Here is a 13,572-nt window from a genome sequence, read left to right as displayed (position 1 = left end):
AAATCAACTATCTGTTCTTTAGGGAAAATACCCCCTACAAATGAGCTAACTTTAGAAATTATTCTCGCCACAAAAACAATGCCAATCAATTAGTTAGCTCCAAGAAAAACATAAACCCCGTTTTCATTTTACCACCTATCGGTACACTTTTTGAGACGGGGTATATTCATTTCATTTGGAAAGCATATCCAAGAATTTATCCAGCCTTCTTTTAGGCACTGCTCGGGGCGTGGCCTCAATCACTTGAAGTAAAATCCGCTGAATAAGGCTCAAGTATTTACTAGCTTTGGGTTGGTCAATTCCAAAGAAAGTTGCCAGTTGGTCTTGTCTCAAATTTCCGTTTAGATAAATAAGGCCAAAAAGAAGCGCGTCATGGGTATCTCCAAAAATGCTATTTTTCCGAACCGACGCCTGCCTGAGTCTCGCCACACCGTCGAGGGTGTACTCTGCAAAATAGGCGTTCCAAGCATCTCGAAAATACCCGTGAAGAAGCTCAAATTCTGAGCGTTTAAGTCCTGTAAGACGCCGTAGCTTTGGGTCGTCGGCCTCCAGGTCATGGTACCGTTGAATCATTTCCAAGTTCATAATTTTCATAGAGGGGTAAAAGTGATATTAGACATAACCCATTATGTCTAATATCTTGCCAGCTTGAAGTTTTTGCGGGGAAAGCGCTATCTTGCATCGTACATTCGGTTGAAAACAACGTGCAGATTGCAGAAAACGACGATTTTGGCTCAGAAGAGATAACTCTGTTTGCCGACCTAATTTTGCCCGTGCCTGTAGCCCAGTTATTCACCTATCGGGTTCCAAGGGTGATAAATCCATTCATCAAAAATGGTGCCAGAGTAGTAGTACCTTTTGGCAAAAATAGAGTAGTGACGGGTGTCGTGGCAAAAATCCACCAGACGCCTCCTACAAAATACCAAGCAAGGTACATCGCCGAACTCCTTGACGATGAGCCATTAGTAACACCTTATCAAATCGAACTTTTTCATTGGATTGCCGACTACTACTTGTGTACGGTGGGTGAAGTACTAAACGTAGCCCTTCCCTCTGGTTTGAAAATTACTAGCCAATCCAAAATTCAGTATAACCCTGACTTTGAGTACTACGATTTGTTGACAGAAGAAGAAGCCAATCTTTTGGAGGAAATCAAAAAGTACCAATCGCTCACTTACGAAGAGGTCGAGAAGCGTGTAGGTGCGACAAACATCAACCACATCATTAAGTCGCTTATTGGCAAGCGGGCCATTATTCTTTTTGAAGAAGTTAAAGAAAAATACAAGCCCAAAGTGCTCAAAAAAGTCAAGCTCAATGGTCGTTTTGAGACGCGCGAAAACCTGATGGAGCTGATTGCCCAACTTGATAAGTTTCCCAAACAACAGGAAATTATCATGAGCTATGTCAGCCAAATTCCGATTCAAAATGTGCCTTATTCTAATCGCGCGGGGCTTGAAAAGAGTTTTTTCACCCAAAACGATGCTTTCTCCGATTCGGCATTAAGTACGCTGATCAAAAAAGGTACGCTCGAAGAGTTTGAGATTACAGTTTCACGCTTTGCTGATGTGGCTCCTGATTTTTCGGAAGGTACCAACATCCACCTCACCACCGCTCAACAGCGCGCTTTTGACGAAATCATTACCCAATTCCAATCCAAAGACACTGTTTTGCTGCATGGTGTTACAGGAAGCGGAAAAACGGAAGTATATATTAATTTAGCCCAACAAGTACTCGCAAGTGGCTCGCAAGTCTTGTTTCTATTGCCCGAAATTGCCCTCACAACCCAAATTGTGGTTCGCCTCAAAAAAGTCTTTGGGGATAAACTCGGCATTTACCATTCCAAATTCTCCGACAACGAGCGCGTAGAAGTTTGGAAAGGGGTAGTTTCTGGCCAGTTTCAGTTGGTGGTGGGTGTACGTTCGGCTATTTTTTTACCTTTCGACAGTCTTGGGCTTATTATTGTTGATGAAGAACACGAAAGTTCTTACAAACAATACGACCCAGCCCCGCGCTACCACGCGCGCGATGTCGCCATTGTCGCCGCCCAACGCCAGCAAGCCAAGGTGCTGCTAGGCTCGGCCACGCCAGCGCTCGAATCCTATTATCAAGCCCTCAATGGACGCTATGGTTTTGTGCAATTGCTCGAACGTTATGGTAAGGCCAACTTGCCCGAGTTTGTGCTGATTGATACAAAAAAAGAACGTAAGAGTAAAAAAATGAAGTTTGAGTTTTCTTCTGTTTTAATCAACGAACTCCAAGAAGCACTCAATCGAAACGAACAAAGTATTATTTTCCAAAACCGACGCGGTTATTCTTCCTATTTACAATGTCAAGAATGTGGGTGGATTGGCGAATGTGAAAACTGCGCGGTTAGCCTTACTTATCACCAAAAAGACGCCGAACTGCGTTGTCATTATTGTGGTCACAAAGAGAAAGTACCCAAGCTATGCCCAAGTTGCAGTTCTACCAAAGTAAGAACGGTAGGCTTTGGCACTGAAAAGTTGGAAGACCAGCTCAAAATTTTCTTTCCAACGGCCCGCATTGCCCGCATGGATTTGGACACTACCCGCGCCAAAAATGCGTACAAAGAGATGATTGAGGACATCGAACAGGGCAACGTTGATATTTTGGTGGGCACCCAAATGATCAGCAAAGGGCTTGACTTTGAAAATGTCAGCACGGTGGGCGTATTTGACGCCGACCGAATGATTCATTTTCCTGACCTCCGCTCGGCCGAACGCGCCTTTCAACTTATCACGCAGGTAAGTGGGCGTGCAGGACGCCGCGCCGACCGAAAAGGGCGGGTTTTGATTCAAACAGGGAACCCTTCACAAAAGATTTTACAAAAAATTATTACGAACGATTATATCGGGATGTACGAGGAGGAAATCAAGGAAAGAGAGAACTTCAAGTACCCACCCTTTACCCGACTTATCAAACTGACAGTCAATCACTTTGACCAAACAACCGCCCTACAATCAGCCCAAAAATTGACCCAGCTTTTACTCGAAAAAATGGGTGAAGATAGGGTTTTAGGCCCCCAACCACCACTGGTCGAACGCATACGAAATAGGTTTTTGTTTGACATTCTTATAAAACTCGAGCGCGAAAAAGTTAATTTTAGGGCCGCAAAGGCTTTTATACTCGAAAAAGTTACGGATATTCTGACGGACAAGACCTTAAAAGGTACCGACGTGACTATAGATGTAGATTGCCTGTGATTGTACCCATCAAAACCTAACACGATGATTGACAAAAAAGCTAAAATTGTTGCTACCGTAGGTCCTGCTTCCGAAACGTCTGAAATGCTCCAAGCATTAGTACAAGCAGGAGTAAACGTATTTCGTCTCAATTTCTCTCACGGCACTCATGCCGACCACCAAGAACGTATCAACCGCATTCGTGAGAACAATGCAAAATACGGTTTTAGCGTCGGAATTTTACAAGATTTGCAAGGCCCTAAAATTCGCATCGGTAACGTAGAACACAAAGACGGTGTGAAAATTACGGCAGGACAAAAATTAGTTTTTACCAACGAAGAAATCATCGGTACCTCTGAGCGCGTGAGTACACCTTATAAAGGTATGTACCGCGACGTGCGCATGGGTGAGCGGATTTTGATGGACGACGGAAAACTCGAAGTAAAAGTAGTTGGTATTGAAGGAACAGACGTGGTGACCGAAGTTATTTACGACGGGATTTTGAAATCGAAAAAAGGCGTAAACCTTCCTAATACCAAGGTTTCGATGCCATCGGTGACTGAAAAAGACTACGAGGACTTGGAATTTGGTCTTCAAAACGACGTAGAATGGATTGCACTTTCATTTGTACGCTATGCTTCTGACATTCAAGAAGTAAAAGACTATATCAAGTCGAAAGGTAAAAACTGCCGCGTAGTAGCTAAGATCGAAAAGCCAGAAGCGATTGATAATATCGACGAAATCATCGCTATTACGGATGCTATCATGGTAGCTCGCGGCGACTTGGGGGTTGAGCTTCCTGCCGAAGAAGTACCTATGATTCAGAAAATGATTGTAGAGAAATGTAACCGTGCCGCCAAGCCTGTCATCGTGGCTACGCAGATGTTGGAAAGTATGATTGACGCACCACGCCCGACGCGTGCCGAAATCAACGACATTGCCAACTCCGTTCTCGATGGCGCCGATGCAGTGATGTTGAGCGCAGAAACTGCTTCTGGAAAATACCCTGTAGAAGCCGTAACAAGCATGGCCCAGACCATCAAGCGAGTGGAAGAAACCGAAGCCGCGAAAGATGCCAAAGAAACCAAAATTTACTTCAAGCACCACGCGGCAGTTAATGACCACAGCAGCGCTAATGTCCTCAACGACAACGTCGTCATGAGTGCTTGTCGTTTGGCACGTGATACCCAAGCTAAGGCAATCATTGGGGTAACTCGTTCGGGCTATACTGCGTTCCGTTTGTCGCACCACCGCCCAGAGGCCAATTTATACGTCTTTACTTCTAACCAACGATTGATTGACACGCTTTCTTTGTATTGGGGAGTAAAAGCTATTTATTACGACCGCGAAGGTCTTTCAAGCGACGACCTCATCGAAGACATCAAAAAAGTATTGGTTGAGAAAGGCGCGCTCCAATCAGGTGACGTCTTTGTCAATACCCTCAGCATGCCTGTCACAGAGCATCGTAAAACAAATGCAGTGAAGCTAAGCATTGTTGAATAATCAGAAAGACCTGATTGAAATAAAAGGAAAAAAGGGCAATGACGCAGCAGCGTTGTTGCCCTTCTTCTTTTCTAGGTGTTTGATGTTTTGCTGTATTTCCACTTAAAATACAGAATCACGAAAGAAAGCATCAAAGTAACGGTATTGGCAGCGACAACTGGAAATGAATGCGTCATCAGTCCGTAGGCTAACCAAAGCGCTACGCCCACGGTAAAAAGTAAAAACATGGCCAAAGAAACGTCCTTTGCCGATTTTGTTCGATATATTTGCATCACTTGTGGAACGAAGGCAACCGTCGTCAAAATTCCTGCGATGTACCCTAATGTCTCTAACATGGCTTTGTGTATTTGAGTCCTTTTTACTATTTATCGGAAAAGTTATAGAAAAAGTTTCTTATCAACGCAAAGTTCTTTAAATAATACAATAAATGATTATCAGAACAAAAAATAGTGTCATTCTCGTCTCAATTATTATCCCCTCAAGGGTGTGAGCAAGGCGCGTGTGTCCACAAAACAAAAAAGCCCCTTCTCACACCAAGAAGGGGCTTTTTTATTGTCCGCAAGCAAAAAAAACGACTTTTGTTTGGAAAATAAAAACCAACCCTATTTATTTGTAACGCAATTACGCAATTAGCGTAATTTCGCTCATAGAAAAAATTTGCTTTAAAATGTTCACTATAACAGGCGTGGTCGTGGTCCTCATTATTAGCATCCAAACGGTGTGAGTGAAACCCGATTGCCCTCCAAAGCCTCACTCACACCAACAACGAGTGAGGCTTTTTTGTAAAAAACCTTTCTATCATGTCAGAGCAACTAAACAAATTCAGCCGCACACTTACCCAAGAAGTAACCAACCCCGCCGCTAAAGCCATGCTTTACGGAGTAGGTCTAACCCAAGAAGACATGCAAAAAGCCCAAATCGGGATTGCAAGTACGGGTTACGAAGGAAATACTTGTAACATGCACCTTAACGGGCTTTCGGTGCACGTCAAAAAAGGAATTCAAGAAAACGGTATGGTGGGGCTTATCTTCCACACCATTGGAGTATCTGACGGAATGACCAACGGAAATGCTGGAATGAGCTACTCGCTCCCCTCGCGTGACCTCATTGCCGATTCGATTGAAAACGTAGTAGGTGCACAATGGTACGACGGCGTAATTGCGGTTGTAGGTTGTGACAAAAATATGCCAGGCGCCATGATGGCCCTCGCTCGTCTCAACCGTCCAGGAATGCTCGTGTACGGAGGAACTATCCGTACGGGAGAATACAAAGGTCAAAAACTTGATATTATCTCCGCGTTTGAAGCCCTTGGAAAGAAATTTGCGGGAACCATCTCGGACGAAGATTACGAAGGTGTGATTCAAAACGCAATCCCAGGCGCTGGAGCTTGCGGTGGGATGTACACAGCCAATACAATGGCTAGTTCGATGGAAGCCATGGGACTTACCCTTCCCAACTCTTCGACCTACCCTGCTACGCACGAAGGTAAAAAAGCAGAGTGTATTGCCATCGGCGCAGCCATGAAGCAGTTGCTCGAAAAAAATATCTGCCCACGCGACATCATGACGCGCAAAGCGTTTGAGAATGCCCTTACGGTAGTCATGGCACTTGGTGGCTCAACCAACGCCGTATTGCACTATTTGGCCATTGCCCGCGCGGCCGAAGTTGATTTCACATTGAAAGATATTCAAGATATTTCGGATCGTACACCATTGATTGCTGACCTCAAGCCATCAGGCAAGTACTACATGGAAGATGTATTGGCAATTGGTGGTGTACCAGCCATCATGAAATACCTCCTCCAAAAAGGACTTCTCCACGGTGATTGTTTGACCGTAACGGGCAAAACCATTGCCGAAAACTTAGAAGATGTCCCTGAATTAAGTTTTGATACCCAGAAGATTATCTTCCCGCTCGAAACACCTCTTAAACCAACGGGGCACTTGCAAATTTTGTACGGGAACTTGGCAACGGGCGGTGCTGTAGCAAAAATTACGGGCAAAGAAGGCGAGCGTTTTGAGGGAATTGCCAAAGTATGTGAGCGCGAAGAAGAAGTGATTGAATTCATTTCTAAAGGCGAAGTGAAGGCAGGCCACGTACTTGTGATTCGCAACGAAGGCCCGAAAGGCGGCCCAGGAATGCCCGAAATGCTTAAACCTACTTCGGCAGTAATGGGTGCTGGACTTGGTGATAAAATCGCGATGATTACCGACGGCCGCTTCTCAGGAGGAACGCACGGTTTCGTGGTCGGTCACGTCACACCTGAAGCCTACCTTGGCGGAAACATTGGATTAGTACAAGATGGCGATAAAATTACGATTGATGCCGTCAACAACGTACTCCAATTGCACGTATCCGACGAAGAATTGGCTGAGCGTCGTAAGCTTTGGAAACAACCAGAGCCTCCGTTTACAAGAGGTACATTAGGTAAGTACATCCGCAATGTGAAATCGGCAAGTGAGGGTTGCGTAACGGACGAAGCGTAGTGTCATAAGTTACTCAATTCTGATTTAGAATAATCTACAATTAGAATTGAGTAACTATAATAACCGTCTAAAATAAGAACATAAATTTAGATTTGACATAAAACAATAAAGTCACTATTTATGAAGTCATTATTTTTTACTCTTTTGCTCAATTTTATAGAGTTGGGACAAAAAGAATTAAAATGTGTATATACAACAGGTATATTATACAAAAATGGCAAAATGGTTAGTCGTGTAAATAGAGATTTTGATACAAATTTAAATTTAGTAAAAGCCACTACTTTTGAGTATTCCGAAGATGGTAGTGAGCGCATATTAATTGAGACAAGATTAAATGAATATAACAATTATGGTAACCTTATAAAGACAACAATAAAGTTGGATGGAAAATTAAAAGAGGTAAGAGCTTTCCACGATAATCAAGAATTAAAAGAATCAATAATTTTTGACAGAGACGAGTTAGATAGTGTTAGAAGGCAATTTAACATATTTGGTAAGTTACTAAAGGAGAAAAATATTCATAAGGAAAAATATATTACGATTGAATATAACTCTAAAGGCAATATTCTATTACAGACTACCAAAGTCAACTTAACAAATTATTTGGAAATAAAGACTTATGAATATAACAATTTTGATGATTTAATAAAAAAGACGACTTCGATTGATATTAATGGAACAAAAAAAAACAACACAACAGAGTTTTTTTACTATGATAACAATAAAAATCTTCTGCAAAGTATAAAAGGAAATTCTTATACAAAATACGAATATAATCACAAAAACTTATTAGTAAAAAAAGAAATATACATCGATAATATATTACATAATGACACCCATTATGAATATAATGAGCAAGGGAAAATAATAAGAGAGTTAGTTGCCGAACGATCTGAAACACGAATGAATGAATTAATGTTAAGGGAGGAATACCAATATGATTCTAGGGGAAATATTGCAAAACATCTTACATATCAACCACTTTACCCTAAATTTGATGAAGCATATTTATTTAGTGAGATTATTTATGATGAATATGGAAATAGTATTGAATCAATATATCATGAAAGAGATGGGAGTTACACGAAATCAACAGGTACAACTATATGTAAGTAGCATGGGGAAATTTTTTGTTACATTTAAATTTACAATTAAATCCTAATGAACGCACATAGAGAAATAGTAAAGCCTATAGGGTGAACCATAAGTTTAGAGTTACCAGAAGAGTTTATTCTTGGTGACCAAGTTGAGGTGATTATTCTCCCTCTCAACGAGGCGTCCGTTAAAAAAATCAAAAATGACCTTAGACGTTTTCGTGGAGCACTTGCTCATTTACCAGCGAAAGGAAAGAAGGAAATGGATGATTTTTTAAAAAATATTCGCAACGAATGGGAGCGGGATATTTAATTGATACATCTGGTTACAGTCGTTACTTAGATGATAGGCTATCCATACTTTACTATCTACCAATGATAGTGATTTTTTGAAGGTACCTAAGTTGAAATACAAGTCATTGAACACATAAAATCCCCAAAACCATGGGAAATTACATGACTATGGTAGCTGCGCAAGATGCCGCTACGCTCGAAGAAGTACAGACACCAGCGCAAGCTGAGGCTCCACGCTATTTGTCGGGGGCGCAAGCCCTTATGGAGTCGCTTATTGCCGAAGGGACAGAGGTGATTTTTGGCTACCCAGGGGGAGCTATCATGCCTACCTACGATGCCCTTTTTGACTACACCGACCGCCTTGACCACATCTTAGTGCGTCACGAGCAAGGAGCAGGTCATGCGGCACAAGGCTATGCTCGTACCAGTGGCAAGCCTGGGGTCTGCTTGGTAACATCTGGCCCAGGGGGCACCAACTTAGTCACGCCTATCGCCGATGCCATCATCGACTGCACGCCGTTGGTCTGCATTATCGGACAAGTAAAGTCAACGCTGTTAGGTACCGACGCATTTCAAGAAACGGACATTATTGGCGTAACTACCCCCGTCTGCAAGTGGAATTACCAGATTACCAACGCCGACGATGTTCCAGCTATCATCGCCAAAGCTTTTTACATTGCTAAATCAGGCAAACCTGGCCCAGTAGTCATCGACTTCACGCGTGACGCGCAAGTGAGCCCGATGACCAAACCCTACGAATACAAAAAAGTAGAGACGCTGGCCAGCTATAAACCCCGCGTCATTCCGAAAGATGAGCACCTCGAAAGGGCAGCACAGCTTATCAATAACGCCCAACGCCCCTATGTTTTGTTTGGTCAAGGGGTGCTGATTTCGGGAGCCGAAGAAGAACTAAAAGCCTTTGCTGAAAAAACCGATATCCCATGTGCGAGTACCCTTCTCGGGCTTTCGGCCATGCCAATTGACCACCCTAATTACGTGGGTTGGCTCGGAATGCACGGCAACTACGGACCAAACGTCTTAACGACACAAGCCGACGTGGTAATTGCGATCGGAATGCGTTTTGATGACCGCGTAACAGGCGATGCGACCAAGTACATTCGCCAAGCCAAAGTCATTCATATTGAAATTGACCCCGCCGAAATTGATAAAATCATCAAGGCAGACGCGCCCGTGGTTGGGGATGCCAAAGAAACCTTGAAGCGTCTTTTGCCATTAGTCAAGCAAAATAATCATGCCGCTTGGCGTAATGAGTTCAAAAAATACGATCTCATCGAAAACCAAAAAATTACGCAACGTGAGCTTACTCCCGAAGGCCAAATCAAAATGGCAGAGGTAGTAAATATGCTTTCTGAAAAAACCAATGGGGAAGCGTGCGTAATTGCCGATGTAGGTCAACACCAAATGATTGCGGCGCGTTATTACAAATTCAAAAACCCTCGCTCCTATATCGCTTCGGGCGGCCTCGGAACCATGGGTTTTGCCATTCCTGCCGCTTTTGGTGCTAAAAAAGGCGCTCCTGAGCGCGAAGTTGTTGCCTTTATTGGTGATGGTTGTTTCCAAATGACCATTCAAGAACTTGGGACCATTGCGCAAAGTGGCCTCCCTGTGAAGTTGATTATCCTCAACAACAATTACTTAGGCATGGTACGTCAGTGGCAACAGTTGTTTTTTGAAAAACGCTACTCGTTTGTGGAGCTTCAAAACCCCGATTTTGTCACCATTGCCAAAGGTTTTGGAATTGCTGGACATACCTGCTCAGACCGCGAGAATTTGGGCGAATCACTCGACCGCCTTCTCCAGTCAGACAAACCTTACTTGTTGGAAGTGATAGTTGAAAAAGAAGAAAACGTTTTCCCAATGGTACCTGCGGGTGCGGCCGTTGCCGATATCCGCTTAGACTAAACGAGGGCTATGACCACTTACACAATTTGTATATTCACAGAAAATACCTTTGGGTTATTGAATAAGATTACGGTCATCTTTACCCGTCGTCGTATCAATATTGAAAGCCTGACCGTATCCGAAACCGAACGCCAAGGCGTGTCGCGTTATACCATTACCATCAAACACGACAAACGCGAAGAAGTCGAAAAACTTGTTCGTCAGATTCGGAAAGTCGTCGAAGTACTTGCCGTGTTTGGTTATTTAGATGACGAAATCGTCTATAACGAAATTGCCCTCTTTAAAGTCGCTACGCCCATTGGTGGCAAACCGATAGACATCGAAACCATCAACAAAATTTACAAGGCGTGGGTGGTATATTGGGGACTTGACTACGTAGTGATTGAAAAAGCGGGCAATGAAAACGAAATCTTGGATTTCTTCCGCTACATCAAGTCGTATGGTATTTTAGAGTTCGTAAAATCAGGTAGAGTAGCCGTTGGAAAAACTCCAGCTGGCTTGGTCGAATACCTACCCGAAGAAGTACATTGGGAGTATTACGTATAAAAGTGCGTTATTTGCAGTTCTTTTCAAATTAATACATGGAACAACTGCAATCTCTCACTACTCCTTTTAAGGGATTAGAAGCCCGACTTAAAGCGTTCTTTGACAGTAGATTCTGGCAATTCAAGGTATTATTTTTATCCTTGGCTATTTCAGTGAGTACTTTGTTGGTATTCAATTTCATCTTTGTTGACCGTGGCTTTCGCGATTTATACCAAGAAATGCGTCACCCTGGGTCGATAGGTGGTTTTTTTTGGGACGACATCATCAAGCAAGGTGCTGACCCATTGACACCCAAAGATTACGAAGCAGGCTCACACGAAGCCAATCAAACGTTTCGACTTACCGTACCACTCATTGCGTATGCCTTGCACCTCAATGTCGCAGGTTTATACTTGCTTCATGTCATTGTAGGATTGGTATTTTTGTGGTTAGTTATTCAAATCACCTACCAAATTCTCCAAAGTCGGTTATTGGTGTTTTATTTCCTGACAGGCTTTACGTCCATTTATGCAGGTGCTAATTTTTACATCAATTACCTGGGTCATGCCGATGTGTTTCCGTTTTGTTTTTTAGCATTGGCTTTTTACCTACGTAACCCGTTTTGGATGCTTTTGTTTACCCAATTGGCTTTTTGGTGCGACGAACGAGCCATCATCAACTCCTCCTACTTGGGGTTATGGTTTGTGCTTCCAGTGCTAAAAGAAGTAATTGAAACCAAACAATTTCGCCTAAAACAAATTCCTCTTCAGGCAGTAGCATTGGTGGTAAGTGCAGGTTTGTATTTGATTGTTAGGCAATGGCTATCAAGCACCTATGGCTTAAAAGTAGGCCATGACAATGCGCTTTCTCACCGTACTACTTGGTGGAGTTTGAGTATTTTAGGAGATAAGTTTACGCGAGGCTTTGAAGGATTTTGGCTAATTATTTTTGCAGGCATGACCGTTTTGGTTATGCTCAAAGATTGGCTCACGTTTGGGTTGCTGCTAGGGTGTTTTATGGCTACCGCAGCCATTGGTATCATGGTTGCCGATGGCACACGGTCGCTTTCGTTTGGTTACATGATTTTCTTTTTCATGCTTTCCACCTTACGAAAGCACATTCCTGTCTCCCAGCTCACCTATTTGTTGATAGTAAGTACCCTCATTTCACTTATGCTTCCTATCTCATTCCCTTAGCATCATATGGCAAAAAAGCTCGCTCCAAGTGCGGTTATTGCCGCTTCACCATCAAAAAATTGAAAAAGCAGGTTCAGATTTTACCGTTATGAACGGTCAGTTTTTCAAAAAGTATTTTACGGTATTTTCAACAGTGAAAATATCTTTATTAAGAATGGCATTCAACTACCTGAACGGGTATCGTTGTTGCTTAGTTGGCAGAAGAAATAAAACCACAGTTATTGTATTACCCAAATAAACAAATCAATTCAATGGCACAAATCAATTTCGGCGGGACCGTAGAAGAAGTAGTAACCCGCGAAGAATTTCCTTTAGAGAAAGCTCGTGAAGTATTGGCAAACGAAACTATCGCGGTAATCGGTTACGGTGTTCAAGGTCCAGGCCAAGGCCTTAACATGCGCGACAACGGCTTCAACGTCATCGTTGGTCAGCGTAAAGGCAAAACATACGACAAGGCAATCGCTGATGGTTGGGTACCAGGCGAAACACTTTTCGAAATCGAAGAAGCCTTGGAAAAAGGTACAATCATTTGTTTCTTGTTATCGGATGCAGCCCAAATCGAATTGTGGCCAACCGTTAAAAAATATTTGACTGCTGGTAAGTCGTTGTATTTCTCACACGGATTCGGGGTGACATACAATGACCAAACAGGTATCGTTCCTCCAGCTGACGTGGACGTATTCTTGGTAGCTCCTAAAGGCTCAGGTACTTCACTCCGTCGTTTGTTCGTAGAAGGAAAAGGTCTTAACTCATCGTTTGCGGTATTCCAAAATGCTACTGGCGAAGCCCGTACGAAGTGTATCGCAATGGGTATCGGCGTAGGTTCAGGCTACTTGTTTGAAACTGACTTCTACCGTGAAGTAACTTCTGACCTTACAGGTGAGCGTGGAACATTGATGGGCGCTATCCAAGGTATTTTCGCGGCTCAGTACGAAGTATTGCGCGAAAACGGCCACTCTCCGTCAGAGGCGTTCAACGAAACGGTAGAAGAATTGACGCAGTCGTTGATGCCATTGGTAGCTGAAAACGGAATGGACTGGATGTACGCTAACTGCTCAACTACCGCTCAACGTGGTGCGCTTGACTGGTGGAAGCCTTTCAAAGAAGCGACTAAGCCTGTGTTCCAACAACTTTACAACTCAGTAAAATCAGGCGAGCAAGCCAACATCTCAATCACTCGTAACTCGCAGTCAGACTACCGCGAGAAACTTGAAGTAGAATTGGCCGAGCTTCGTGATTCTGAAATGTGGCAAGCAGGGGCAGCTGTTCGCAGCTTGCGTCCAGAGCGTAACTAATACTATTAACCTCGATAACCCGTTCAAACCCTTGCCGAGGTTGTTATAGTATCTTT

At 43.2% G+C, this 13,572-nt stretch carries 10 protein-coding genes; 8 read left to right on the top strand and 2 right to left on the bottom strand.

Annotated elements, in window-relative coordinates:
* Positions 1-171 precede the first annotated feature (171 nt).
* Complete coding sequence (locus AC23P2_RS10375) at positions 172-594, bottom strand: helix-turn-helix domain-containing protein (protein ID WP_487773117.1); 423 nt, start codon at positions 592-594, stop codon at positions 172-174.
* Positions 595-704: 110 nt separating this feature from the next.
* Here AC23P2_RS10375 and priA point away from each other — a divergent pair, with 110 nt between their 5' ends.
* Together priA and pyk are read left to right on the top strand one after the other, a co-directional pair.
* Positions 705-3,221: a replication restart helicase PriA gene (priA, locus tag AC23P2_RS10370; protein ID WP_487773116.1), complete on the top strand. Its 2,517-nt coding sequence runs from the start codon at positions 705-707 to the stop codon at positions 3,219-3,221.
* A 24-nt stretch (positions 3,222-3,245) separates the two neighbouring features.
* A complete protein-coding gene (pyk, locus tag AC23P2_RS10365; protein ID WP_487773115.1) occupies positions 3,246-4,703 on the top strand; it encodes a pyruvate kinase in 1,458 nt (485 codons plus the stop codon).
* Between the two features lie 71 nt (positions 4,704-4,774).
* On the opposite strand, the gene AC23P2_RS10360 is transcribed toward pyk, so the two are convergent.
* Positions 4,775-5,038, bottom strand: a complete 264-nt coding sequence (locus AC23P2_RS10360; protein WP_122933981.1) for a SemiSWEET transporter — start codon at positions 5,036-5,038, stop codon at positions 4,775-4,777.
* A 465-nt stretch (positions 5,039-5,503) separates the two neighbouring features.
* Between AC23P2_RS10360 and ilvD the strand changes: the two genes are divergently transcribed.
* The 6 genes from ilvD to ilvC all read left to right on the top strand — a co-directional run bounded on the left by ilvD (position 5,504) and on the right by ilvC (position 13,516).
* Positions 5,504-7,189, top strand: coding sequence for a dihydroxy-acid dehydratase (ilvD, locus tag AC23P2_RS10355; protein WP_487773114.1), 1,686 nt, complete (start codon positions 5,504-5,506; stop codon positions 7,187-7,189).
* Between the two features lie 120 nt (positions 7,190-7,309).
* Positions 7,310-8,305 (top strand): hypothetical protein, encoded by a 996-nt coding sequence (locus AC23P2_RS10350; protein ID WP_487773113.1) that lies wholly within the window; start codon positions 7,310-7,312, stop codon positions 8,303-8,305.
* 422 nt (positions 8,306-8,727) lie between these two features.
* Positions 8,728-10,500: a biosynthetic-type acetolactate synthase large subunit gene (ilvB, locus tag AC23P2_RS10345; RefSeq protein WP_487773112.1), complete on the top strand. Its 1,773-nt coding sequence runs from the start codon at positions 8,728-8,730 to the stop codon at positions 10,498-10,500.
* Positions 10,501-10,509: 9 nt separating this feature from the next.
* Positions 10,510-11,046, top strand: a complete 537-nt coding sequence (gene ilvN, locus AC23P2_RS10340) for an acetolactate synthase small subunit (protein ID WP_487773111.1) — start codon at positions 10,510-10,512, stop codon at positions 11,044-11,046.
* Between the two features lie 35 nt (positions 11,047-11,081).
* The gene (locus tag AC23P2_RS10335) at positions 11,082-12,221 is read left to right on the top strand and encodes a hypothetical protein (RefSeq protein WP_487773110.1); all 1,140 of its coding nucleotides are present in this window, start codon (positions 11,082-11,084) and stop codon (positions 12,219-12,221) included.
* A 251-nt stretch (positions 12,222-12,472) separates the two neighbouring features.
* Complete coding sequence (gene ilvC / locus AC23P2_RS10330) at positions 12,473-13,516, top strand: ketol-acid reductoisomerase (protein ID WP_487773109.1); 1,044 nt, start codon at positions 12,473-12,475, stop codon at positions 13,514-13,516.
* The last annotated feature ends 56 nt before the right edge of the window (positions 13,517-13,572 follow it).

The sequence above is a fragment of the Runella sp. R0.1_18 genome, from assembly GCF_057652155.1.
This window is presented reverse-complemented; position numbering and strand designations above follow the sequence as displayed.

Bases quoted from the DNA above. Each gene is read 5' to 3' on its own strand.
- ilvN (WP_487773111.1), top strand. From the start codon at position 10,510: ATGACCACTTACACAATTTGTATATTCACAGAAAATACCTTTGGGTTA.
- AC23P2_RS10335 (WP_487773110.1), top strand. From the start codon at position 11,082: ATGGAACAACTGCAATCTCTCACTACTCCTTTTAAGGGATTAGAAGCC.
- ilvD (WP_487773114.1), top strand. From the start codon at position 5,504: ATGTCAGAGCAACTAAACAAATTCAGCCGCACACTTACCCAAGAAGTA.
- AC23P2_RS10350 (WP_487773113.1), top strand. From the start codon at position 7,310: ATGAAGTCATTATTTTTTACTCTTTTGCTCAATTTTATAGAGTTGGGA.
- ilvC (WP_487773109.1), top strand. From the start codon at position 12,473: ATGGCACAAATCAATTTCGGCGGGACCGTAGAAGAAGTAGTAACCCGC.
- AC23P2_RS10360 (WP_122933981.1), bottom strand. From the start codon at position 5,038: ATGTTAGAGACATTAGGGTACATCGCAGGAATTTTGACGACGGTTGCC.
- AC23P2_RS10375 (WP_487773117.1), bottom strand. From the start codon at position 594: ATGAAAATTATGAACTTGGAAATGATTCAACGGTACCATGACCTGGAG.
- ilvB (WP_487773112.1), top strand. From the start codon at position 8,728: ATGGGAAATTACATGACTATGGTAGCTGCGCAAGATGCCGCTACGCTC.
- pyk (WP_487773115.1), top strand. From the start codon at position 3,246: ATGATTGACAAAAAAGCTAAAATTGTTGCTACCGTAGGTCCTGCTTCC.